The sequence below is a fragment of the Moorena producens PAL-8-15-08-1 genome, from assembly GCF_001767235.1.
GTDB classification, from domain to species: domain Bacteria; phylum Cyanobacteriota; class Cyanobacteriia; order Cyanobacteriales; family Coleofasciculaceae; genus Moorena; species Moorena producens_A.
The window spans coordinates 183,348-208,299 of record NZ_CP017599.1; the positions used below are offsets into that span (position 1 = coordinate 183,348).

Genomic DNA, 24,952 nt, shown 5'->3' on the forward strand with positions numbered 1-24,952 from the left:
ACTAACTAATCATCTACTTCTGGAGAAACAGCCACGGTGATATGACAGGTTGGCTTGCGAATCTGATAAGCACGACCTTGAGCTCTTGGTCGATACCGCTTCAAGCTTGGTCCCATATCCGCAAAAGCTTTAGTGATGTATAAGCTAGCTGGGTCAATCCCTGCATTGTGTTCAGCATTGGCAACAGCGGAGCGTAGTACTTTCAATACTGGTTGGCAAGCCCGGTAGGGCATGAATTCCAGAATGATCAGAGCTTCCCGATAGGAACGCCCCCGAATTTGGTCAAGTACTCGCCTGACCTTGCTTGGAGACATCCGAATGTAGCGTGCGATCGCTTTAGTTTCTGCTGTAGTGTCTATGGCCATCGTTCCATCATTTGCTTTCTTTATAGCTACTAACTACTGAACTAATCACTTTAACGACGGGCCTTACCATCCTTAACATGTCCCCGAAATGTTCGAGTCGGGGCAAATTCGCCCAGCTTATGACCTACCATCTGCTCATTGATAAAAACTGGTACATGTGTCCGCCCGTTATGCACGGCAATGGTGTGACCTACCATCTGCGGCACAATGGTCGAGGCTCTTGACCAGGTTTTAATCACCTGTTTTTCGCCTTTAGCATTCAAGGTTTCAATTTTAGTCAGAAGACTATCGGCTATAAAAGGACCTTTTTTTAATGAACGACCCATAATTCAACGCTCGTTAGTTTTTAGTTATTAGTTGGTAGTTAATAGTTGCGTTTTTGGTAGTTAGTAGTTGCTAGTTACAACGTTTAACCTGCTAACTTTAACGTTCAACTCCTTAAGAATCGCGACCGCCGCGCCCTCGCTTAGAGGATTTCCGCCTACGCCGGACAATTAAAGAACTACTTTGCTTTTTGACCTTACGAGTTTTTGCTCCCAAGGCTGGTTTACCCCAGGGGGTCACTGGACCACTTCTACCAATAGGAGCTCTACCCTCACCACCGCCATGGGGGTGATCTACCGGGTTCATTACACTGCCCCGTACTTGGGGACGACGGCCTCTATGTCGATTGCGACCAGCTTTACCTAAACTCAAGTTTCTCGCTTCAACATTACCGACCTGTCCAATAGTGGCGTAGCATTCTTTACGCAACATCCTGACTTCACTAGAGGGCAGCTTTAGGGTGACATAGTCACCTTCTTTAGCTTGCACTTGAGCAGTTGCCCCGGCTGCACGAACAATCTGTGCTCCTCGCCCTGGGATCAGTTCAACGTTATGCACGTTGGTGCCTAAGGGAATATCCTTTAGGGGCAAGGCATTGCCTATTTCGATGGGAGAGTCAGGCCCAGATATGATGCTTGACCCCACTTCCAAACCCACAGGATGCAGGATATATCGCTTTTCACCATCTTGATAGTAGAGCAGCGCAATCCTAGCATTCCGATTGGGGTCATACTCAATTGCTGCCACTTTTGCCGGAATATTGTGCTTATCCCGGCGGAAGTCAATTACCCTATATAGACGCTTATGTCCGCCACCGCGATGGCGACAGGTAATAACACCGCGATTATTGCGACCTTTTTTACGATGCTTAGATTTGGTTAGGGATTTTTCTGGCTCAGTCCGAGTAATCTCAGCGAAGTCTGAGACAGTACCCTGACGAGTGCCTGGGGTGTATGGTCGATAGCTACGGATGCCCATAACAAGTATTTTTTACTTAGTTTGTCTTGACTAGTTTGTCTTAACAATTGACAATCTACCAATTGGCAATTAACCAAATTAAGAATTAGCAATTAGCAATTAGCCAGTTTTATACGTCTGGGAATAGAGTAATCGAGTCTCCTGGAGCTAGGGTAACAATCGCCCGTTTGTACTGGGTTTTGTAACCTACAAATTTTCCCACTCGACGCTTTTTACGTGGCGGACGTAGGGTATTTACTGCCACCACTTTTACTTCAAAAAGACTTTCAATCGCGGCTCTAATTTGTGGCTTTGTCGCTTTGATAATCACATCAAAGACATACTTGTTCTGCTCCATCAGTAGGGTCGCCTTCTCAGTCACAATTGGGCGAATCACCAAATCAGCAAGGTCACGGGGGTTATACTCCGTCATTGTAAACCTCCTGAATTTTGGCAAGAGCTGTGTTAGTTGTCACGATTTTATCAGCGTCAAGGATATCATAGATATTCAAGTTGGTGGCATAAATCAACTTGACAGTTGCTAGGTTACGGACTGACAAATAAACCTTTTCTTCTGGCTGAGCTAGGATTAGGAGAACTTTTGACTCAGGCTTAATTCCCCACCGACCAATTGCTGCCACCACATCCTTGGTCTTGGGTCGTGGTAGTTGTTCAACAAATTCCTCTACCACAATCAAATCCTCTGCTCGACTCATAAACGCTGTTCTTAGAGCCAAGCGACGCTCTTTGCGGTTCATTTTCTGGCTATAGTCTCTGGGTTTCGGACCAAAGATCACACCACCACCACGCCATAGGGGTGAACGATTCGAACCAGCACGAGCACGACCGGTTCCCTTTTGTCGCCAAGGTTTGCGTCCTCCACCTCTAACTTCGGAACGAGTTTTTGTACAAGCATTGCCTTGACGAGCATTGGCCATTTGTCTAACCAGTGACCGGTGAACAATGTGGGCAGCGTTTTCTTCTTTGGCAACTCCCATCTGGAGTGTTGCCTGCCCTACTTCTTCCCCTTGCCAGTTTCGCACTGAACAATCTACCATTTGTTCTCTCCTTCTTAGGGACCAAGCGTTTAGCAATTAGCTGTTAGCTTTTAAGCACTCAGGGGGTGCTAGTAGTAAAAATAAACAGTATATATACATCAGGCTTACACCTAACGATGAGGGAGCTAATTGCTTTTTCCTTCTGACTAACGTCCGACTTTATTAGTGGGTGCAATGCTCAAGAGTGTCCCTGGTTTACCGGGAACTGCACCTTTAATCAGTAGCAAATTGCGCTCTGCATCTATCTTGACTACCTCAAGTTTGCGAATTGTCACCTTGGTACCGCCGTAACGACCAGCCATTTTCTTCCCTGGATAGGTACGACCAGGGGTGGTCCCTGCTCCAGTGGAACCTGGGAGGCGGTGGTTTTTGGAACCATGAGCCATCGGTCCTCGCCTGAAGTTGTGACGTTTCTGATAACCGGCAAACCCGCGACCAATGGTTTTACCGCTGACATCGACAATTTGACCAATACTGAACATATCGGTATTGACTGGCTGACCCAGTTCAAACTTACTGCTATCATCCACGCGGTACTCACGTAGGTGGCGTAAGGGTGGGGCGCTGGACTTAGCCAAGTGTCCTATTTCAGGCTTAGTAATTGCCTTTGGCTTGACTTGGTCATAACCAATTTGAATGGCATTGTAGCCATCTGTCTGGTTGGTTTTTATTTGGGTCACAGTACATGGCCCAGCTTTGACGACGGTTACAGGAATCGCTCTTCCTTCATCATCGAACACTTGGGTCATACCGAGTTTGGTACCGAGGATACCGACAGACACTGGTTTCTCCTTTGTAGACATTGCAGCAGTCTGGCAGCAGGGATATTCAAGAAGCTGAATTCCCTTTGTGCCACAAACCTGGTCATTATAAACCTGGTCACTATTTATAGTGGATAAACCTCTCCTCAAAAAATAAGCAGAGAGCCCACTTTTATCTAGCTCGGCATGAGGGTCGAGCTAGATTCTCGTTCAATTGCGTTTACTGGTCAGAAAAGGCTATTAAACTTGCCTGACTTCGCTGGGACTTAAGTTGTTAATCACTCAGTATCCCTTTATCCACGAAAGTGTAAGCACTTATTGACCCAAAGTAGACCCAAGAACTGATGGGAGTTGTTTATACCTAACTGTCTTTGACCTACTTTAGCCCTGATGCCAAACAAACGCCTGGTATGCTGTGTATATTGTCTTGCCTCGAACCTATTTCTCAGCCCACAGCACACGCAGCTATTCAGTTGCTGAATAAGCAACTGTCATAATGCCACTATTATATAGTATATAGTATTTTGCTAAGAGTGTCTAGTTAGTTTAAGAATTAGTTTGACAAACATTTGCTTGCTGTATGGATTTATGTGAAATCGGGGGATTCGGAGCTCGAAGGATGGAATTCTCGCGCATATGCGTTCGCGTAGCGTAGCCCTTCGGGCTAATCGCAGTGTCTCGAAACCAAATCATTCACAAAAATTAAAAAACGCGGAAGCCCCGTCTTTTTAAAGCGGGGAGGAAGCGTAATAGCGACTTTAGTCGCCGTCAATTATAATTAAAGAAGACTGAAATAGGCAAAGGCACTCTTAACTTCAGAGTAACGGCTAGGCCAGTAAGTCAGTATCGGCGAGTGATGCGCTTCCACGAAGTATTGGGGCTGTCCGAGAATTGACTCGGTTGTAGAAGCTACGAATGCGAGCAATCCCTCCCATTCGTAGAGTAAGCCAGCCTTGAGGTTCGGCGCTTAACCCTTAGATTCGATAAATTTGGAGTCTAGGCGCGTTGAGTATGCTAGGGCTACTGAAAACCAACGCAAGGCGAGCCTGGGCGAAAGCCCCCGTGCTTCAGCCGGGGGTAAGCTTACTCCTCATCCCATTCCCCAGACAACAACACACAATCCCCCACCTGCAATACTCCAGCTTCATCCACCGGATTATATAGTTTCCCTTGTCTACGCAACGCCTGAACCATCACATTGTATTGATGCTGGAGATCAATTGGCTTCATACCGACCAAACTTGAATTCTCTACCAAAGTTACCCAATGCTTAGATCCCTCACTAAGGAAACTGCGACTTTCGATCCAGTCTCTAAACGCTGCTAATTCTTCCGGTTCCCCAACAACGAGCAATCGATCCCCTGAACGCAACGTCATCTTACCTTGTGGGTAGTGGACAATATCATTACCTTGTTGAATTGTCAAAACTGTTACCCCAGTCACGTTACGGATATCTGCTGCTGCCAGAGTTACCCAATCTAGACGGGAAGTTTGACTCAAAGTCACCCACTCACTGTCGAGTTCTTGGGCAACATCAGTGATCTCTTGCTGCTTTGAATAGGTAGCTTGTTCAGGTCGTACACTCAAATAGCGGTCTTGGTGAATCCGATTGATCACTGACTGAATCATCCCTGGGGTTTCTCCCAGTGCTACTAGCACATGGGCTCCCATTTCCAATGCTGCCTCAAATTCCGGTTGCACTACTTCCCGCGCCCCTAACTGGGTGAGTAGGTCAATTTCGCTATTTTTGTGAGAACGAGCCACGATATCCAGTCCTGGGGCAAACTTGAGGGCACGTTTGAGCAACAAGCGGGTACTGCCAGGATCGGGTAGGGCAATGGCTAGGGCTTTAGCTTTTTCTAGATGGGCTTTTTCTAACACCAGTTCCGAGTGAGCATCCCCAAACATATAGGGAATTTTCTCATGTCTCAAGCGTTGAATAGCAGCTTCGCTATTTTCAATCACTAGGACCTCATGCCCTTGATTGCGCAGGATTTTGACCAGTACTCGCCCAACTCGTCCATAGCCAGCCACTACCACATGATTACAAATCGTTTCTGGAATTGACAAAGCTTTAGTACCCTGAAACTGACGCAGGTAGCTTTTCAGAAACGGCAGATTTACCAGGTGGTCTGCTATTCGGGGAGACCATCTTAGCCACATGGGTGTCAGGACTAGGGTAATGGCTGTAGTTCCCACCAGGAGTAGATACTGATCCCTAGTGATAAATCCTAACTCAAAGCCAACCACTGCTAAGACAAAGGAAAATTCTCCAATTTGATTGAGACCAAAACTAGCAATAAAAGCCGTTTTAAAGGAATAGCCAAATTTCAGCACAATCGGTAGGATAATGGCTGCTTTACCCCCCATCACTAACATCACTAAACCGATGATTATGCCGAAGTTTTCGAGCAGCACTTCCGGCTCAATAAGCATTCCTATGGATGCAAAAAATAGACATACAAATGTGTCTTTAAGGGGGATTATTTTGGCAACGGCTTGGTCAGCATAATCAATTTCAGCCATCATTAATCCTGCCACAAATGCTCCCATTTCAACGGATAGACCAAGTCCAGCAGTAATCAAAGCAATCCCTAAACACAGGGCAATTACTGTGATCAGAAATAGCTCACTGTTTTCAGTGCGGGCAATATATTTAATGAGATGGGGAATTATCCAGCGACCCGCTGCTAGAGCAGCAGCTAGAAACACCAATGCTTTGAGTAAAGCAACAACTAACGCTGAGCCAATATCTGAGGGCTGCTGAAGGGCGGGTATGACGGCTAACATCAGACCTAAACTAAGGTCTTGAGCAATCAAAATTGCCAGCATCACTTGACCATGAAGGGTATTGGTTTCTCCTCTCTCCATCAGGGTTTTAAGAACTACTGAGGTGGAGGAAAGGGAGATGATGAATCCGAGCATTATTCCCGGAGTAAATCCATCAACCCAACCAAGTCCATTGGCTAAAACTGCAACTAGGGTAATAGTGAGACTAATTTGCAGTAAACTCCCTTTCAGGACAATATCTTTAAATCGTTTAAGCTGGGATAGAGAAAATTCTACCCCATAGGTGAATAACAAAAAAACAATCCCAATTTCAGCTAGGGATTTGACTTGTTCTAATTCGCCTACGAGTTTAAGACCAAACGGACCAACCAATAAACCACTGGCTAAATAGCCTAAAAGTACAGGTTGACGTAGCCGATTGGCAAGGTAGCCTCCCAAAGCAGAAGCCCCTAGAACTGTGGTTAGATCCAGAATTAAATTGTGTCCTGAGGCCATGATTAGGAATAGGTAATCGGTAATTGGTCACAGGCTTCATACCTGGAGGTTTTCCCTTGTGCCCTGATTTTTTTGTAACCTACCCACTTGAACTAAGCAACTTGGGGATCAAGGAGTTGGTAAGGAAGGCTCAAAGTACTCTACCCACCTGAGAATTTTTTCAGTTATCTTATGACGGTAGAGATTTCCAAGAACTATGGCTTTAGAACAGTGTAACGTTTGTGGGTCTTTAACCAGCACCAACGATGAAATTTGTCTCAGTTGTGGTTATCCAGCTAAAGGTCGGCCAAAGTTAGTTTTTTTCAAGTGGACTGCTATCGGTGTTGCTGTAGTATTTGGTCTATTTCTCGTACTAGGGGTCATTAACAGAGTCGAGCAACACCTCAACTCTCAACCTTCGACACAGATAGACCGGTAAGATAGCGTTGGGTTATCGGTCTATCTGTGTATAAGCTTTCGCCGTGCCAGCGCGCAGCAGACACAGCGCGCAGCAGATACACATGCAGTTTGGGATGCTATTTTCCGTAACACTATTATGCCTAATGGCAGGATTAGAAATAATAATTGTTAGCTAGATCAATAGTTGCTAAAGCTAGTTTCTGGTGGGAACGCCTTGATATCAAGCAATTTGTACCGGAGCTTAATAGCAACAGTGAAGCACAAGTATCACAAAGACTTGAGCACTGGTGCAATGTGGTGGCTCAGGGCAACTGGGACAAGTTTCAGCGACGCTTACAGTGGGATGGATTAGATATAGACCAAGTTCGTCCATGCCTAGGTACTGTGCGTTTGGTTGCTGAACAACTACCCAAGTGGGCAAACACCCTAGCACAGGTCATGGAAACCGCTAAAGGGTTTCAGCCTCAGGATTATTCTGACTTGCCAATTGATCTAGACAATCCTCTTCCCTTTGAAGATCTACTGCTACCTGTGGTGGTGGTGGCTAGAGCAAAGCTACAGGAAAGGTTCAAGGATTTTGCCTTGCCAGTGGTAGGTCAAGCCAATGCTTTGTTATCTAAAACAGCCTACCGTTGTCTAGAGCGCACTCTGCTGCAACAAGTAACAACGCTTTGTGCTAAGACACTGAATGCTGAGTTCTCCAAAGCCCGTCCAGGTGGATATAGATTGCTCAACTTACTTCTACCAGCTCTCCAGGGCAATGGTCAAACGACTTACTATGATGCCTTTGTCGAGCAACACTTGGGAGAAGGTTACCTTACCCTTGTCCAAAACTATCCGGTGCTGGGGCGATTGGTTGCTACCTGTATCAACCTTTGGCTAGAGGCAACGGTAGAGTTACTGCAACGGTTGAGCTGGGACTATGAAGCCATTGAGAAAATTTTTGGTAAAAGCCAAACCCCTGAAGGGGAGCAAGCAACAGCACCATTGAAAGGTCTCGGTCAGGTCACTGATATTCAGACAGGGTTATCGGACCCCCACAATGGAGGACGCTCAGTGTTTGTACTCACCTTTGAGTCTGGACTCAAGGTAGTCTACAAACCCAAAGATTTAGGGCTGGAAGTAGCGTTTAATAATCTGTTGGCTTGGTGCAATCAACACGAAGAATTGCTCAAATTCAAAGTATTAGGAGTTCTCAATCAAAGTGGGTATGGCTGGGTTGAGTATGTTGAACATCAGACCTGCGAAAATGAAGCAGCGGCGCAACGGTTTTATCAGCGAGCTGGGATGCTATTGTGCTGGCTTTATGCTTTGCGGGGAATAGACTGCCACTATCAAAACCTGATTGCCAGTGGTGAGCATTTGGTGTTGGTGGATCTAGAAACTTTGCTTGACCCGGAAGTCAAACTGATAGACAATTCCCTGGATGCCCAAGAGATGGAATCCACTGCAGGGCAACAATTTTACCATTCTGTCTTACGGACGGGGTTGTTGCCCCAATGGGATTTTAGTAGCGATCGCACGATTGCCTATGACATTAGCGGCTTGGGAAGTATTGAGTCTCAACCTAGCTCTAATAAAGCTTATAAAGCTCGCTGCTGGAAGGCTATCAACACTGATTATATGCATCTGGGTTACGATAATATGACCCTACCCAGGTCGAAAAATGTGCCTTACCTTGGTGAGCAGATCCTGTCTCCTAACGACTATGTGGAGCAGTTGGTTGAGGGGTTTGAGCAAGTGTATCGCTTCGTGATCGCCCAGCGAGAGGCTTTGCTTGCTGTCGATGGACCACTAGCAGCCCTGCAAGACCAACCCATCCGGTTTATCTTTCGGTCAACCAAAGTGTATCGGACAGTTTTGCAGAAAACCTTGACCCCTGAATTCTGCCAAGATGGAGTTGATTACAGTCTTGAGCTAGACATCATCAGTCGAGCGTTCCTGGTTGATCAGCAGAAACCAAAAGCTTGGCCGATCTTAGCTGCTGAGTTGCAGGTAATGGCACAACTTGATATTCCATACTTTCAGGGCAACTCTGCTAGTCAGGCTTTACCCCTACCTTCCGGACAAACTATTCCCCAGGCTTTTAAGCAACCTAGTTATGAGCAGGTGATCACCGAACTACAGCAGTTCAGTGAAACAAACCTAGGGCAACAACTCTGTTTGATCCGGCAAGCTCTCTATGCACGGTTGGCACGAAAACCAACTGGAGAAACCGGGGCATGGGAAGTAAAGTCCCTACCACCGCTCACACCGGATCAGTTGATTCAAGAGGCTGATGCGATCGCTAGGGAAATCCAGGCCAAAGCAATTCCAGATCCCAATGGCTGTGTTAACTGGATTGGGATGGGGTTTGTTTCTAAAGCTGAACGGTTTCAACTACAGCTGCTGGGCAACTCCCTCTACGATGGCAAATGTGGAATTGCCCTGTTTCTATCAGCATTGGATTGGGTAAGGGGTCGTCAAGAATTTGGTGAATTAGCTTTGCAAGCTTTACAGCCTTTACGAAAGCTAACTCAGCTGGCTGATACTCGTCAGAGACTCACGAGAAATTTGGGAATTGGAGGAGCTACCGGAGTTAGTTCTATCATCTATACTTTCACAAAAGTCAGCCAATTCTTGGGGGATACAGCATTAATTGCTGATGCTGAGCTTTTTGTCAAGAGTATTACTGCTGAATTGATTGCGACTGATCAACAACTGGATGTGATGGGAGGAGCTGCCGGAGCAATCTTGGGTCTGTTACCGTTGTACGAAGCTACTCAGGATCCAGACGTTCTAGAGAAAGCTCAAGCTTGTGCTAACCATTTGTTACAGCAGCGCGTGAGTATCAAGGGGTCTCCCAAGGCATGGCAAACTCTCAGGAAACAGCCCCTCACGGGCTTCTCCCACGGTGCGGCTGGCATTGCCTATGCTTTGCTGCGCCTGTATGCTGTGACCCAAGACCATCGTTACCGTGAAGCAGCAGAAGAAGGTATTGCCTACGAACGCAGTGTTTTTTCTGATCAGGCAGGTAATTGGCCGGACTTCCGGGAATTCCAGCAGGACAAGGGGCAACCGGGCTTTATGGTGAGTTGGTGTCATGGAGCACCGGGGATTGCCCTAGGACGACTGGGTGGATTGCCCATGCTGGATACGGCAGATATTCAGCAGGACATTGAGGTAGGGTTGCAAAAGACCCAGCAATTTGGCTTACAAGGCATTGACCATTTGTGCTGCGGTAACTTCGGACGGATTGAGGTTCTGTTGATTGCAGCCGAAGGATTTTCCCGTCCTGATTTACGGCAACTCGCCCTCCAACGAGGAACAAATGTGGTGGCGAGGGCAAGACGAACAGGAAGTTATCAACTGTTTGACAATTTGCCAAGTTCTGTCTGGAGTCCTGGCTTCTTTCAGGGAACAGCAGGGATTGGTTACGAGCTGTTGCGTTTAGCTTCTGGTAAGCTGCCCTCAGTGTTATTGTGGCAATAGGGGCTTGATATAAGCGCGTTTGTATCTAGATTGTCAACACACTTCTTGCCATAAAAGGCAAAAGGCAAGAGGCAAAAGGCAAGAGGGGAAAGAGAGCCCGAGTTTTATTGGACAATAAAAAAAGACCTCCTAGGTTTACATCTCAAATACAAATGCTATATCCTGTGGTTAATCACTTCTGGTTCAAGTAAATTGTTAATTGTTAGTTGTTAATTAACAATCCAATAAAAAATCCGATCGAGATAATACTACAAGCGGCTAATCATGATTCCGGTTTTTGTCTTCGAGGATCACAACGAGGCTTCCTTAATCTGGCATTATGCAGTTGATAAAAAGGTAATACCAGCATCAAATAATAGTCTCCTCCATGTGGATAAGTATTCAGATGATGCCCTTGAAAAAAATAGCTTATCCCAGCTGTATCGCTTCACATCCAAGGAAGTAACGATTGCAAATTTTATTATTCCCGCGATTTATCGAGGAATTTTTAATCAATTTTACTGGTTACATCAGCCTAATTTAAAATTACCTACAAAATCCCAGTCTCTCTGTATTTATCCGTCTGAGGTAAGTGATAAGTGTTTAATATACAAGATGTTTCAGAAGGATGACGTTAAAGCACAGACGAGGTTTAAATGGCTGCTCAATCCTAAGTATAACCTGACTGATATTCAGTATCTAACAGTAAATGATGATTTTATAGAAAATCAATCGGTGGTTTTAGACGTTGTATTGGATTACTTTTTGGAAAATACTGGAGGCAGCACCCCTCAAGAAAGATTAGAAATCACTGAAGAACAATATCAAGCTTTTATCCAAGATAATAATCACTACCTGAGGCGTCAATTTGGTAGTGAAATTGAAACCAATGTTGAGCATAACAAATACTACATTGTATTCACTAATTCCAGGGAAAACGATGAAATTACCAAGAAACGTAATCTATCGGATTCGGAAATTATCAGGAGAATTGAGGAATTAATCGGCTTTTTGCAAAATAATCAGGTTCAGCTACAGCTTATCTGTCTCCGTCGTTCCAGAATTAGTGGATTTGGAGCAGATGAAAACTGGGAGTTGATTGAGGATTATTTGCTTAAAAGACTTGGTGAGGTTTATGATATCCAACTCACCTCGATCGATAAAGTTTTGCTTGAAGAAGACTTAAACTCAGATGTTATGTTTAGCACCAGGGCATTGGTAGTAAGCCAAACACAAGCAACTGAAACCCATACTAAATTAGATCAATTAGATCAATCGATTAAAGAAAATCAGATTACTCCCACAATCAGCCTCAACACCTCTGTCGGGAGAATTGCAGTCTATGAAGATTTAGTCCCTAGGTATCTGCTCAAGCAAATCTATAATTACTACTTGAATGGTTTGAGATGGGAGTTTCAGAATCGTGGAGATGAGGATGACCTACTGACCTCCTTTTGGGTACCAAAAGATTTTCCTGATAGCATCTATGAGCTTAGAGAAATTGTCCGGCGGCAACTTCCCTACGAGGCTAAAGACCCTCGCATCGTTGTTAATGGTCATTTATTTGGTCTCGGAGATGGTATCCATCGGGATTCATCTAACATCAAAAATCCTGGTCAAACAGCTATCTGTTATATTAATCCGATGTGGAGAGCTGACTGGGATGGAGAGACAAAGCTTTATTCCGAACGCGATCCCAGTAAAGCAGACTTAATCTATGCCTGTTTGCCAAAGCCAGGTCGCGTTCTCATTTTCGATGGAACCATTCCCCATCGGGGATGTCCGCCAAGCCGTCTGTGTAATAAGTTGCGCATAACGGTGGCTTATCAATTTCCGCCGCCTACTGAGGACTCTTCAGAGTCAGGATTTACCCAGTAACTCGCCCTTAGTAGGGTCTGTTATTAAGGCACCCTACTACTACTAACCTAGTGGAGCAGATAGTTAGTATGATCCCAGTTTTTATTGTCGAGGAACACAATGAGGCTTTCTTGATCTGGCATTATGCTGTCATGGAAAAGCTAATGCTAGCATCAAATAATATCCTACTTCATGTAGATGAACATTCGGACTTTAGATCCCCTCGCTTCAATCAGTCCATTGATTCTATTGACAGAACAAACCTAAAAGATGTATATCACTTTACCTACAATGAACTGAATATTGAAAACTTTATCATTCCAGCAATTTATCAAGGACTATTTAAGCAATTTTATTGGCTACAGCATCCTTATCCAAATTTATCAACAACCCCTAAGTCAATTTGTATTTCTAGTTCTGATTCAGAGGGTAACTGTTTGATATCCAAAACGTTTCATAAAGATGAAGTCAAGGCTAAAACTTATTTTAAGTGGCTGATTGATCCTAACTATCAACTCGCTCAGATTCATAATTTAACGGTAGATGACGAATTTACAGACAATCAATTGGTAGTTCTAGATATTGATTTGGATTACTTTTCTTGTAACCAAGAATTCAAAATCATACAAGGAAATATAGAAATTACCGAAGCACAATATCAATCTTTTATTCAGGATCGGTATCATTACTTGCGAGTTTTATTAGGAAGTGGAGTTTCAAGCCGAGTTGAAGATGGTAAATACTACCTTGTTTTCAAGCATAACCCCTACAGCAGTAATGTTTCCCAAGGACAGAAGAAGGTTTCGGAATCTGAAATTGTCAAGCGCATCAAGGAGTTAGTTGGTTTTTTACAAAACAATAAGGTTCAGCTACAGCTGGTTTGTCTATGTCGCTCTAGAATCAGTGGCTATACACCGGATGACCAGTGGAAATTTATTGAGGATTTGCTGCTTGAGCAACTTGGTGAGGTTTACGATATTAATGTAATGTCTATCGACGAAATTTTGGCAGCTCAAAGCTTGAATCAACCCTTAATCTCATCTCCTGATTGAAGCACCCGGGATTTCAAGGGGCTACAAAAAACATCCTATCATTAATCTGCCCAGCTTTGATCAAAACTAATAATTAGTATAGCACTACGCATTAAAGTTAGGACATTGATGAAAGCAGCAAAAGCGTTTTTAGTAAACTGTTGCCTCTTGCCTGTTGCCAATGCCATTGCCCGTAGCGCCATACCAATTTATTATTCCCTCATCGGAGATATTTTTATCAAGTTTACACAGAGATTTTCTTTGGATAGCATGGTGTTGCTTAACGTTCGACATGGAGAAAATTGTATATGTCCAGTGAGCAAATCGAGCAATTTGTTGAAGAGATTCAACGGGATCCAGCACTGAAAGAGCAACTGCAGCTTCAAGGCAGCATAGATGAAACAATTGATAAAGTTATCGAAATCGCTAAAGAGAAGGGGTATGATTTCACAGCTACTGAACTCAAAGAATATATGGAAAATCCTAGCGACGAGGAAGAAGAGTTATCTGATTCAGAATTGGAAGCAGTTGCAGGGGGCGCATGTTGGCGGTGGTCAGGTTGAGCGATTAGTGAAACTAGAACACCGATTAACTAATCCTCAACCTTTGTAATCCTAATGTTATACTTTTAGGGGTCAGCTTTAAGCTATCAGCAGTCAGCCCCTGTAGCGAACTCAGCGATTAGCTCAACAGCTAACGCAAAATCTCAGTTTATGCCCATCGGAAGTATAGTTAGGTTTAAAAAAGCATAGCTTCTGCATAATCAACGGTGCTCAGCATAATTTTCATATAATTTCTATGACTGAATCGATCGATGTTTTAGCAGGGTGTTGGTGATTTCATAATCATAGTCAAAGGTTACAGCAGACTAAATTCCTATGGTGCCCTTAGCTATCATTCCCAAGTCGTTAAACGTTCAGCAACGTCACTGAAGGATTAATCCTTAACTAATTATCAAAAAGTGTTAACCAAGCACTTTTATTCAAGCTTTTCAACTGACCAGCCAATGGTTTGCGATCGCACTACACCAGCCACCAATGACTACTTGCTATCCCATACCCTCAGCAGGATTGTTGCCCCAAATATTCCCTCGGCCTTAATTGGTTCCTCTGGTTGGAACCACATCTACCAAACTGTCCAATCTCTGCCCAGTCAACTGACTATTACCAAAGGCTTTGGATTTGAGTGCCCTTTACAATCAAGTCTTCCCCAAGCAGATATTTTGTTGTGCATTGGAGAGGAAGGGCGAGGAATTTTAGCAGAGAACAACAACATCAACCTCCTGCCAGAAACCTTCCAAGTTCATCCCATATGGCAGCGGGTTTGTAACTTCTGCACCCAATGGGCAGACCCCTCTTCACCACTTTTCGATAAAATTGACCAGATTTGGCTAGAGTTTGACGTCAATCCGGAACCAGCACCGATTCCATTGCCCAGTGTTTTCTTTGATTTCTTTGAGTACAGCATCTTACCAGGGGGAGGGTATCAATGGGTAAGCCAAACTGCTCTGAAACTGTTATTAGGTAGAGTACTATCCCCAGAAGTTGAGCAATGTTTGTTTAATTGCTTCGAGAGTTTGCCTTCTGGAGCTGACGTCTTTACCATTGGTGCAATGCTGGCCAGGGATTCAGATGTTGTCCGAGTCTGTATGGGTCTAGCGCCAGCGGAAATTATCCCCTATTTAAATCGAATCGGTTGGCAAGGTGATACGGATGAACTTGAAGCCTTGGTTTGTGAGTTGGCTAATGTGGCATCTTCTCTAGTCATTGATTTGGATGTATGCCACAGAGTATTACCCAAAGTCGGCCTGGAATGTTATGTCAGAACTAAAACTGAAACCGAGCAACTACTAGACTATCTAGTGAAGAAAGGACTCTGTTTGCCCGAAAAACGCGATCGCATCTTAGCCTATCCGGGCTATATCCATCAAAGGCAAAATCCTCAGCAGTGGCCTTCCTATCTCAAGTGGCAGGCTTCGTTCTTGAAACGGGGCTATTTAAGTACCTTTGCCAAAAGACTAAATCACATCAAAGTTGTTTATCAACCTTACCAGGACTTGATCGCAAAAGCCTATTTAGCACTATGGCACCATTGGCTCCCCGATCCCAAACTTCATCAGCAAAAGAAGTTATAGGAGTTTTTTTTCTCAATCAGGTACACAATTTATTCGGTCATAGTAAGCATTAGGTGTTAGGTATTAGGTGCTAGATAATGGCCATGTACCTCACCCATGGAACCCCTATATAATACTCCGTACTCAAGACTCCGCACGCTCCGCACTCAGCTTAACCGTTGAGAGCCAAAGTCGCCCAGGCGGTAGTGATTTTTCCTTTATCCATACAATGAAAAAATAGTTTTTTCTCTGGGTTGATTTCATACCAGTAATAGAGTACTGGCTCTCCTCGCCATCCCTGGTCTGTTTTTTGAGACAAAATCCACTGCTTTGCTTCGGTTTGAGCTGATGCACCCACATTCATAGTTTGAAGTGCCAAAATTGCTGTAGCCGTTTCAATTATAGAGTTCCCCCAGCTACCATTGTCAGTCTGAGTACGCAGGATGTAATTCCTAGTTTTCTTTAGGGTTTTTTGGTATTGAGGGAAAAACCACAGAAGTCGTATGACATAGTAAGTGGTTAGCATCACTGACGGAAACCAACGACTTTGCCAGTATCCTTGTTCAGACTGATTTTGCTGGAGATAACGAGTACAGGCTGAAATTTCTGATTGAAACTGATCTGGGGCAATTCGATGGAGTAAATACCCAACTTGAGCAGTTGCATCAATAGATGATCCTTGCCAATAGACTGCACGCCCTTGTTTACGTATCGTGCGAAAAGCTCCTTGCTCTGAATCATAAAAACATTCAACTAGTTTCTTGAGACTAGGCATTAACACCTGATCAGATACACCAGTTTCCATCAGCCCTTCAATTACCAAAGCACTATCATCTGCCGTGATGCCATAGTCGATTTGATATTCCCAGAGATGCTCTGTTGTAGCCTGGTTCAGGAGATAAGTTTGAAGGGTTTTATCAGGGTGTGCTTGTAGCATCAGACCATAAAAAGCAATGTTGCCTTCTTCTTTGTTCTCTAGGAAAACGGGTTTATCTGATGAAAGCTGATAGATAGATGTGTAAATCAAAAAGTTTGACTTAAACTGTTCTGATGGCGTTTTTTTGGTTATAAGCTCTGCGAAAAATTCCTTATTTAGATATTGCTTGACCTTCTTGACCACCTGTTTACCTGAGAGAATTGCGGCTTCCATACCATAGGGAATGATTTGTTCAGTATTGGCAAAAACATAGTCTCCAGCTAACCACACTCGTCTAGACGGATGAGATAGTTGTTGCTTCCATTTCCCATAGCTGTCTTCAGAGATAATAGTACCTACCATTGGCCAATGATGTACATCGGTAAACAGCACTTTATCCTCAGAGATATCACCAATTCCTAGTTGCTGCAAAATTCCTAAGGTTTGCTGAATAATTTGTTGGTTTGGGATAGCCTCTAATTGAGCTGATACTTTTCCAACATAGTAGACAAGCAACACCTTATTGCTATTATGTTGGATATTATGTTGGATAATTGTAGCACTAGGCAAATCTGGCGTTACGAGATAAGCAAAACTGGTTAATTCAAGGTTTTTAAAACCAATAGCAACGACAGTCCCTCTACCATACTGAACAGATTGTAAAAAAGACTGGCAAGGCTCTTGTATGGATTTAAGCAGGGATAATGCGATAGGAGCAGGGGTTGTTAAAATAACCGTTTTTGCCCATAGTGTATCAATGTCATCGCCGGTCTCAATAATAAGTTTAACACAGGTTTGCTTGTCGATAATTTCAATAACTTTGGTATTTAACTTAAGTATTGACCCAAGGTTGCTCTGAAACTGTTCAATCAACTCTCCATTACTAGTCTCGTAGTGATCAGTTGAAAATTTTCTCAAGGCATCCTGTTGGAGCGAAGGTAAATAGTCCCATATATCTCCAGGATGAATCACCTGAAAAAAAGCATTGATGAGGGTATATAATTTATCCGATAATCCTTCTTTTTCTTGTGCTGGTTGAATCTGAAAGTTTTCAAGTTGCTGTAAATAGTTTGGCTCCAGCTCTAACTTTTTAAGGCAATCTATGGGGCTAGAGCCATAATGAACTTGACCACCATAGAAAATGCCAATCTGTTCACTTTCACGAATCAGAGCAGAAGAGTTCACCTTGAAAGGCAAGTTATCTTGATTGTAGGCAAAGACGGCACCGAGATCGTAAGGGATACCATGGGCAGAATGGCTAAGAATCCGTCCACCAGCTTGGGCTTCTTTTTCAAGTACCAATATGTTTAAATCCTTTAACAGGTACCCTGCTGTTAAGCCAGCAAGTCCACCACCAACAATGACAACATCGTAGACCGCTTTTTGTGATTTTACGGGTGGGAGCATGATTTCAATTTGTTGTAACTGTTGCTTTCTTCAAGGACTCCAAGCAAAGGAAAAAACGATTTTGGCAGCTTTTCCCATGTAGCAGCATTTCTAGCAATGTCCTGTCTCACCAACTCTGAGTTTGGTAGAGCAAGCTCATCACATAAGGTAACTAGATCAACAACAGTCCCATACCAAAGTAACGGTATATCACCACGTCCCTCAGCTAGGAAATGAGACGCTTGTTCTAGAAAGGTGGTAGTGTCGCCCTTAACGAATGCTTGTTTAAGCAAGAACCAAGTATGAACTCGGGGGTGGAGGCAACGGTTTTGATCAGCGGGTAACTCCATGGGGTAAGCCATAATTTCAAACAGCTCACGAGCAACCTGACGGTTTTTTCCTGCCAACATCAGAGCCACTTCACTGGTTACCGCTAGGAATATCCCCAGAGCAGATTCAACGGGTAGCAGCACAACCTGCTCGGAACTCCACGAACCTGACAGGGGTAATTCTTCTAATACTCCTTCGAGATAACTCAGAAGTTGACCAGCTAGTTCAACAGCACGCTGCCATTGCATCCACCTCGAATCAATACGTATCAGATTCCCAGCAAGTTCGAGGCGATGAGAATGACCGAGAAGATGGAAATTATAGTCTTCTTCCAAGGCTGTATCAATGGCTAAGGCTTCCAACGTCCGGGTGCGAGCTTGGTTGAAATCACCTCTTCGATAGTCGAGATAGGCTTGTGCTGTCTGTTGGAAGGATTTGCAAATTAGATCACCTTCAGGGGAAAACTGGTTTGATTGAAGGAATTTCTGTGCCGCCGTGAAGTGTTGCTCAGCCTTGATCAGTTGACCTTGGCGAGCAGTCACTAGACCTTGACGAAGAGCAAGATAATGTTGGCGTATGAACAACTTATCGATAAAGGATAAGCGGCAATCCATCAGCATTTTCGCACTTTCACGGACAGCGCTGCCAGGTTTCCACGATGTCAGCTGAATCGACTTTTTGGAACCTTGCTCGCAAGATGCTAAGGTAGTATGGATAAGTTTGCTGTAAGAAGTAGCCATTGGCAAGTGATATCTTGTCTTGATATATTCTCTAGTTAATCACTTCGTCTTCAGGGGAATTGTTGATGAAAACTTGTTAATGGGTAGCGGACTTTGTTAGAGGTTGTCTGAGAAGTATCATTTGCTACATCAAAGCCCCCTAAATCCCCCAATTTTGCGGTGCGACCCAAGGGCGATTTACTCGCCCATTGGAAAGCGCACCGGAAGGGAATTTTAACCGCAAATTGATTCTTGTTCCCCCCAGAATTGGGGGGCTAGGGGGGCAAAATTCAGTATCAAAAAACTTTTCAGATATCCTCTTAGTATAGCCCCATGGTTCACGATGACGCCAACTTTTCAAACGTTTAAAACTTTTCAAAAACACTATAAACTATAATTGGTTGAATCGCAATAAGTAATTAATTTTACTTACAAGCTGATAGCTAATAGCTAATAGCTGATTGCTTACAAGCAGGTTATGAAAATTGCAATCATTGGTGGTGGCACAGCTGGTTTTATCGCTGCTGCCCATTTGACCAAATATTTTCCAGCTTTCGAGCTGTATCACATCTTTGATCCAAACATTCCTACCATTGGTGTCGGGGAGGGAACAACACCATTTTTTCGGTATTGGCTCCAAGACATTACCAATCTCAAGGATGCTGAGTTAGCTCAGCGGTGTTTTCTAACTCGCAAATTTGGAATTAAATTTGAAAATTGGGGAACCCAGTATCAGCAATTCTTTCATCACTTCTATCCAATCCGGAGCGATTATGCTTACCATATTTCTGCTGATAAATTAGTGGAATTGCTAGCAGACTATGTTTCAGCAACTCATATTCAGAAGAGGGTTGTTGAGATTGAAAGTGATGGTGTAGTTGCCAATATCAAGTTTGGGGATGACACCAATTTGGAGGTTGATTTCGCCATTGATGCTCGTGGCTTACCTAAATCCTTGGGTCCTGAACATATTGAACTAAACTTGATTCCCACCAATGCTGCACTAATCCGTCGAGGGCCAGCCATTGAGGATGGTAAGATTGACCTTACAATTGACCAGTGTAGCTTCCAATACCAATCGGCAACCCGGGCGATCGCTCGACCCCACGGTTGGATTTTCACAATCCCCCTGACCACCCGCACGTCTTATGGTTATATCTATAACCATAACATTAGCAGTATCAGTGAGGTTAGAGCCGATTTTGATCAGTTCCTTAATGCCGAAGGAGTCCACTGTACTGCTAGCGAGCGCCAGCTCACATTTCCCAATTTCGCCTGTCGGACATTTTTTGATGGTGCTGTTTTCCGCATCGGCAATGCTGCCTTATTTTTAGAACCTCTAGAAGCTACAGCAATTGTCTGGATATTGTCTTACATGAAAAGTTTTTCACGCTGGCCACTTCGTAAGTTGCTGGTATCCTATGTGTTGCAGGGTAGAAAGAAGTCAAGACTGAATGAAAATAATTTGAGGCGCTTTAATGCCAGCTTACTGAACGGTGTGCTAAAAACTGCTATATTTGTGGGCTGGCACTACGGGATGGGATCCGCCTTTGACAGTGAGTTTTGGCGATTTGCCAAAGGGAATTTTCAGACTGAGCTACAGAAGCTAGAAAATTCTGCCCTTGTAGCTGAATTTGACCAATATTGTCAAGCGGCACTTGCACTCCCTCATCCCTTCAAAAACCATGATCAGTTTTCAATTGTTTCAGAAAACAATGACAATATAGACGACAGAAAAGGGTTTGCTTCGTTTCCTGCACCAAGTTTTGCTGAAGTTGGGTGTGGCATAGGTTGTTTATGAAAGAAGTTTTGAGATGAGGATTGCCTGTTGATGGAACCGAAAACAGTTGATAATCCGAAAGGGTTTCTGAAAAAGTTATTAGCACAAAAACTAATAACCCAAGCCTCTAATGCCTCTATATTTGAAGTCAATGATTCAGCCAACTTAACTGTTAAATATATTGGTAACGAAAAAAACTGTATCTTGATTTTTGATCAGTTTTTTAAATTTCCTGATCGTGTCAGAGACTATGCTATCAATCAGGCTCAGTTCAAATCGTCTCCAAAAGGTAAATATCCAGGAATAAGGCATCGTCTACATCAGGAAGAAACGGATACAATTATTGATGGTTTAGAAAAGTCAGTGTTAGAGCATCTTAAGATTCAAATCGATGCTGACTGCACAGCTAATGGCTATTTTAGTTTGGTCACCATGAAACCAGAGGAATTAACCTTTGAACAAACTATACCCCATTTCGATGCAGTTGTTCCAAATAAAAAAGTCGCTGTGGTTCATTATTTATCCTTACCCAAAATGTGCTGGGGAGGAACAGCCTTTTATAGACATAGAGCAACTGGTTTTGAATCGATTTCAGTAAGTCGGTTGCCAGACTATGATGAATCTAAGGCCAAGTTTCATCATCACTATGTTACTGATTCCAATGATGACTTTGAATTGATAGAACTTATTCCAATGAAGTATAACCGACTAGTTGCCTACGGCAGTAATTTGCTGCACAGTGGTTATATAAAACCAGAAATGTTATCATCTGATCCAAGTAAAGGGCGACTCAGTGTTAACCTATTCATTCAGGATAAGATTAAGGTGGAAAACGAGGATGAAATCGACACAATTGAGCTAGATACGATTCTTAGCAAAAAGGATGGAATAACGGCTGCAGCGTGTCGAGTTATTTATCAAGAAGATTGGCAAGATATGGTTGGTATTATCTTTCCTGAAAAGCAGGTATGGGGACCAAAAAAAATCGAACCATGCCTTCGTTTTGTGATTGATAATCATCAATTTGCTGTTAAGTCTTTTCCCGGTACACTGAGTGACAAGGCCAAACTGGTTTTAGCTCGCCGTCTATTCAAAGAAGGTTTAGTGACTATTGTTGATGATGGGAAGACTGGGTAATGGATAATCGGTAATGGATAATTGTGATTACTCCAGATCCATTAGGGAGTAGCCAAAAAATAAAATACCAGTAGGAGCTTGTAGGGTGGGCAAAAAGCGATGCAGCGCGGTCTTGGGGAGGCAGTGCGGTCTTGGGGGTTCCCCCCATGAGCAACTGCCGTGGTTTCCCCCATGAGCGACTGCATCAAGACACAGTTTCGTTCAAATGAGTCTTCTAGATAAGATAACTTTGCCCACCCTACTTGAATTGGTATTTTTTTTACACGCAAATCCCTTAGCTCAGAACTGTTAAAGAGGGAACTTCGGAACAGGGAACTTCGGAACGGGAAACAGGGAACAGGGAAGGCAGTGGAAACGGTGGCGGTTAACTTTTAACCTTTAACCTTAAACCTTCAACATTTAACCTTTAACATTTACCCTTCAACCGTTAACGTTAACATTAAACATTTTGCCAGATTTCCTGCAAAAAATTATGTCGCTTATCCGCCAATTCTTCTAACCTTAAACGAGTTAACGCCATTACTATCTTCCCTTGATTCGACCTCCCCTCTAACTGATTCTTGTGAGCTAAATTAAATGCCTCCAAGTTCTCTGCGGCATCTTTTACCAACCGCTGCAAAATTTTAAATGCTCCCTCAGAAAGGGTCGGTTCACCCCGATAATTTTCTACTCTCCCTCCCGCTCGATAGTCCGGAAATGATTCTAACCCCATAAACTTTAAAAACCAGTCAGCACGATAGTAACCATCGTTAGCAGCTACAATTCCTTGGTAATCAGCAATTAACTCATCGAGTAAATTATTGCGCATCGAACCCAATACCCGACGGGTAAAATAGTGGGTACATTCATGCTCTAGGCGAATGGTTAAGGATAATTTGCGCCATTGACTTTCTGGCATTTCCATCTCAGAAGCAGACACCGCACTGTAGTTCCCCTGAGAAAGAATTATGAAGCGGTCTTGATAGAGGTGTTTTTGGGGAATTATTCTCTTGAATTCTGCGGTCCAAGCTGCCTCACTCACCGGCTGTGATTGCTGAGCTTCCCAAATCCTGCGATAGTGGCGAATTCTATTCCAATTGTTATATCCCCCAACCATAGCAGCCCCCATTGAGTCGGGGATTGCTTGCGGTTCATTGCGTTTGGTTAATGCTTGAACCAAGCTAACAAAATCCTTTCGACAGCTAGCAATGATCACCGGAATTGCTCCAGCTGCACTGGGATGGATAATCAGCTGTAGGGAGTCTGGCTGCTCTAGGGCTAGTCCAGTTGCCTCAAGCATCCCGATAGTGGGTTGGCCTCGACGGGTAGCCCCTTGGTAAGCTAAAGTCTGGCTCATGCCTGGCTTGATGGGAAATTGCAGCTGTACCAAATGCGATCGCAATGTTTCAAATACTCCCACCTCCTGAGCTTGGGTATGATACCCTTCCCAGGCAGCAACATGGGGTTCTGGTGCCAGAGGAAAGGTCTGGGGGTCGAGGTCTGGGTCGTGAAAGACATTTTCGTTGTATGCCAATAACTCCTCAATTTCCTCAGGCTTAGCACCATATGTGGCGAGCAGGCTGGAGCAGGATTCTATCCTACGAAAATCTAGGGAGTTTGGAAATTCCATGTCTTTAGGAGAGAGTCAAAGGCTGTGAACGGTCAACCTACGCTACTTCGGACGCCTGGGCACGAATAACCTTCAACCATCAGCAGTTTTCCATCAAAAGCTACATACTTCCAGGCAATCGAGTATATATCTAGCCGCATCTACAAATACCATATCTAGATACTGAAACTGATCCGGATGGAGCTGGGAGCGCAACTCATCCCAAGCCTGTTCATCCTGAATATCTTCATCCCTAAATCCTGCCTCCAGGACTGCTGTATACCTAGAATCAATCCCCAAATGCTTAGCCACTATGTGTAAATAGTTCTGCTCAGTAGGGTCAATTTCCCCATCCGCCGCTGACATATCATAAGCAAAGCACAACAAGAGTAGCTTCTCAGCATCGCTTAGAGGCTTACTCAAAGTTAACCATTCGGGGCAATTAGACGCAGTAGGGTTCCGCTTAACTTCCCGAAGCAGAAGTCCGATCAAGAACGGCCCCAATTGACGCAAATCATCCTCCTCGGGAGGCGTTAAGCGGTCAATGGTTTTTGCCAGCAGCTGTGTTTCTTCTTCTACCACTTGACCATCCGCCAACATTACTTCCAAGGAAATAGTGACTAAGGATACCACAAAAATCATGGTTGGTGTAATATCTAGCACACTGAGTTGCCTTCCCACCAGACGAGACAAGTATTCAACAACTTGCTGATTTACCAGTCGGATACCTAAAGCCTCAAACTGTTCTGGTTGCAGCTTTGATTGCAACTCTTCCCAAACCGACTGATCTGGGAACTCCTCACCCTTGAACCAAGTTTCCATCAGCACTGGGTACCGGGAGTCAATGCCTAGGGAATTTGAGGCTAGCTGTAAATACTGGCTTTCATTGGGGTCAATCGTCCCATCCACCGCTGACATGGCATAGCAAAAGTTAAGGAGCAAAATTCGCTCTGACTCAGACAGGGAGGTGGTTAGCTTTAACCACTGCTGAGGATTTTGATAAACCGGATTCTTCTCTAGTCCAGAAAGCAAACGCTGCACCAATTGACGGACATCCCTCTGGGGGGGTACTAATCGCTCAATGGTTTTCTCTAGTAGCTGCTTCTCTTCGTCCTGTACAACGCCATCAGCATACATGACTCCCATCCCAAGGGTTACTAGGGCAGCTAAAAACCTCACAGGCGGTGTTATATCGTCTTGAGTGAGGTTTCGTCCGGTTAGGTGGGACAAAAGTTCAATAGTCATTTTTTTAGTTAGGTATTAGGTATTAGGTATTAGGTATTAGGTATTAGGTTTTAGGTATCACTGAGTGGGATCACATCTCAAGGGCTAATTGGATTTCTATTAATGTCGCTTATTCTGGGGTTAAGTATAAAAATTAGATTACTGTGCCAACTTTCCAACCTTTGGCTTCTAGTTGTGCTTTTTTCCCTAGCTCCATCCCACTACTCCTGTTTATCTCTATCGTATTTTTATGCTCACTTTTGTCAATTATA

At 43.9% G+C, this 24,952-nt stretch carries 21 protein-coding genes; 8 read left to right on the forward strand and 13 right to left on the reverse strand.

The genetic code is table 11. The annotated features are described in order from the left end of the window. Nucleotides 1-5: 5 nt before the first annotated feature. From rplV to BJP34_RS00840, 7 genes are all read right to left on the reverse strand, one after another. Nucleotides 6-365 carry a 50S ribosomal protein L22 gene (rplV, locus tag BJP34_RS00810; protein ID WP_008191214.1) on the reverse strand — a complete coding sequence of 120 codons (360 nt, stop codon included), beginning with the start codon at nucleotides 363-365 and terminating at the stop codon, nucleotides 6-8. Between the two features lie 50 nt (nucleotides 366-415). After that, the gene (gene rpsS / locus BJP34_RS00815) at nucleotides 416-691 is read right to left on the reverse strand and encodes a 30S ribosomal protein S19 (protein ID WP_008191216.1); all 276 of its coding nucleotides are present in this window, start codon (nucleotides 689-691) and stop codon (nucleotides 416-418) included. Between the two features lie 112 nt (nucleotides 692-803). After that, complete coding sequence (gene rplB / locus BJP34_RS00820; RefSeq protein ID WP_070390685.1) at nucleotides 804-1,667, reverse strand: 50S ribosomal protein L2; 864 nt, start codon at nucleotides 1,665-1,667, stop codon at nucleotides 804-806. 109 nt (nucleotides 1,668-1,776) lie between these two features. Then, nucleotides 1,777-2,079 (reverse strand): 50S ribosomal protein L23, encoded by a 303-nt coding sequence (locus tag BJP34_RS00825; protein WP_070390686.1) that lies wholly within the window; start codon nucleotides 2,077-2,079, stop codon nucleotides 1,777-1,779. After that, the gene (gene rplD / locus BJP34_RS00830; RefSeq protein WP_070390687.1) at nucleotides 2,066-2,704 is read right to left on the reverse strand and encodes a 50S ribosomal protein L4; all 639 of its coding nucleotides are present in this window, start codon (nucleotides 2,702-2,704) and stop codon (nucleotides 2,066-2,068) included. The genes BJP34_RS00825 and rplD overlap by 14 nt, the downstream gene beginning before the upstream one ends. 146 nt (nucleotides 2,705-2,850) lie before the next feature. Beyond that, a complete protein-coding gene (gene rplC, locus BJP34_RS00835; RefSeq protein ID WP_070390688.1) occupies nucleotides 2,851-3,486 on the reverse strand; it encodes a 50S ribosomal protein L3 in 636 nt (211 codons plus the stop codon). A 1,062-nt stretch (nucleotides 3,487-4,548) separates the two neighbouring features. Further along, nucleotides 4,549-6,750 carry a cation:proton antiporter gene (locus tag BJP34_RS00840; protein ID WP_070390689.1) on the reverse strand — a complete coding sequence of 734 codons (2,202 nt, stop codon included), beginning with the start codon at nucleotides 6,748-6,750 and terminating at the stop codon, nucleotides 4,549-4,551. Between the two features lie 196 nt (nucleotides 6,751-6,946). Between BJP34_RS00840 and BJP34_RS00845 the strand changes: the two genes are divergently transcribed. The 4 genes from BJP34_RS00845 (at nucleotide 6,947) to BJP34_RS00860 (ending at nucleotide 13,508) form a co-directional block, all read left to right on the forward strand. After that, a complete protein-coding gene (locus BJP34_RS00845; RefSeq protein ID WP_070390690.1) occupies nucleotides 6,947-7,168 on the forward strand; it encodes a hypothetical protein in 222 nt (73 codons plus the stop codon). 146 nt (nucleotides 7,169-7,314) lie between these two features. Further along, entirely contained in the window at nucleotides 7,315-10,620 is a 3,306-nt protein-coding gene (locus BJP34_RS00850) for a type 2 lanthipeptide synthetase LanM family protein (protein WP_070390691.1), read from the forward strand. Between the two features lie 264 nt (nucleotides 10,621-10,884). Next, on the forward strand, nucleotides 10,885-12,477 hold the full coding sequence (locus BJP34_RS35805) for a UPF0489 family protein (RefSeq protein ID WP_083304931.1): 1,593 nt from the start codon (nucleotides 10,885-10,887) through the stop codon (nucleotides 12,475-12,477). A gap of 68 nt (nucleotides 12,478-12,545) precedes the next feature. After that, entirely contained in the window at nucleotides 12,546-13,508 is a 963-nt protein-coding gene (locus tag BJP34_RS00860; RefSeq protein ID WP_070390692.1) for a UPF0489 family protein, read from the forward strand. A 129-nt stretch (nucleotides 13,509-13,637) separates the two neighbouring features. Here BJP34_RS00860 and BJP34_RS41965 read toward each other — a convergent pair whose 3' ends face one another. Next, entirely contained in the window at nucleotides 13,638-13,781 is a 144-nt protein-coding gene (locus BJP34_RS41965) for a hypothetical protein (RefSeq protein WP_158516918.1), read from the reverse strand. Between the two features lie 14 nt (nucleotides 13,782-13,795). On the opposite strand from BJP34_RS41965, the gene BJP34_RS00865 reads away from it, so the two are divergent. Further along, a complete protein-coding gene (locus BJP34_RS00865; RefSeq protein ID WP_070390693.1) occupies nucleotides 13,796-14,050 on the forward strand; it encodes a Nif11-like leader peptide family natural product precursor in 255 nt (84 codons plus the stop codon). Between the two features lie 398 nt (nucleotides 14,051-14,448). Further along, complete coding sequence (locus BJP34_RS00870; protein WP_158516919.1) at nucleotides 14,449-15,621, forward strand: hypothetical protein; 1,173 nt, start codon at nucleotides 14,449-14,451, stop codon at nucleotides 15,619-15,621. 151 nt (nucleotides 15,622-15,772) lie between these two features. Here the strand turns inward: BJP34_RS00870 and BJP34_RS00875 are convergent, their stop codons facing one another. After that, complete coding sequence (locus BJP34_RS00875) at nucleotides 15,773-17,923, reverse strand: FAD-dependent oxidoreductase (protein ID WP_070390695.1); 2,151 nt, start codon at nucleotides 17,921-17,923, stop codon at nucleotides 15,773-15,775. After that, the gene (locus BJP34_RS00880) at nucleotides 17,908-18,972 is read right to left on the reverse strand and encodes a hypothetical protein (RefSeq protein WP_070390696.1); all 1,065 of its coding nucleotides are present in this window, start codon (nucleotides 18,970-18,972) and stop codon (nucleotides 17,908-17,910) included. The genes BJP34_RS00875 and BJP34_RS00880 overlap by 16 nt, the downstream gene beginning before the upstream one ends. Nucleotides 18,973-19,429: 457 nt before the next feature. Here BJP34_RS00880 and BJP34_RS00885 point away from each other — a divergent pair, with 457 nt between their 5' ends. Both BJP34_RS00885 and BJP34_RS00890 read left to right on the forward strand, forming a co-directional pair. Next, the gene (locus BJP34_RS00885; protein ID WP_070390697.1) at nucleotides 19,430-20,752 is read left to right on the forward strand and encodes a tryptophan 7-halogenase; all 1,323 of its coding nucleotides are present in this window, start codon (nucleotides 19,430-19,432) and stop codon (nucleotides 20,750-20,752) included. 30 nt (nucleotides 20,753-20,782) lie between these two features. Next, nucleotides 20,783-21,868, forward strand: coding sequence for a DUF6445 family protein (locus BJP34_RS00890; RefSeq protein WP_070390698.1), 1,086 nt, complete (start codon nucleotides 20,783-20,785; stop codon nucleotides 21,866-21,868). A gap of 41 nt (nucleotides 21,869-21,909) precedes the next feature. Here BJP34_RS00890 and BJP34_RS41970 read toward each other — a convergent pair whose 3' ends face one another. The 3 genes from BJP34_RS41970 to BJP34_RS00900 all read right to left on the reverse strand — a co-directional run bounded on the left by BJP34_RS41970 (nucleotide 21,910) and on the right by BJP34_RS00900 (nucleotide 24,701). Next, the gene (locus BJP34_RS41970; protein ID WP_158516920.1) at nucleotides 21,910-22,053 is read right to left on the reverse strand and encodes a hypothetical protein; all 144 of its coding nucleotides are present in this window, start codon (nucleotides 22,051-22,053) and stop codon (nucleotides 21,910-21,912) included. A 254-nt stretch (nucleotides 22,054-22,307) separates the two neighbouring features. Further along, nucleotides 22,308-23,477, reverse strand: coding sequence for a DUF7005 family protein (locus tag BJP34_RS00895; protein WP_070390699.1), 1,170 nt, complete (start codon nucleotides 23,475-23,477; stop codon nucleotides 22,308-22,310). Nucleotides 23,478-23,570: 93 nt separating this feature from the next. Continuing rightward, entirely contained in the window at nucleotides 23,571-24,701 is a 1,131-nt protein-coding gene (locus tag BJP34_RS00900; protein ID WP_070390700.1) for a TerB family tellurite resistance protein, read from the reverse strand. Nucleotides 24,702-24,952: the final 251 nt, after the last annotated feature.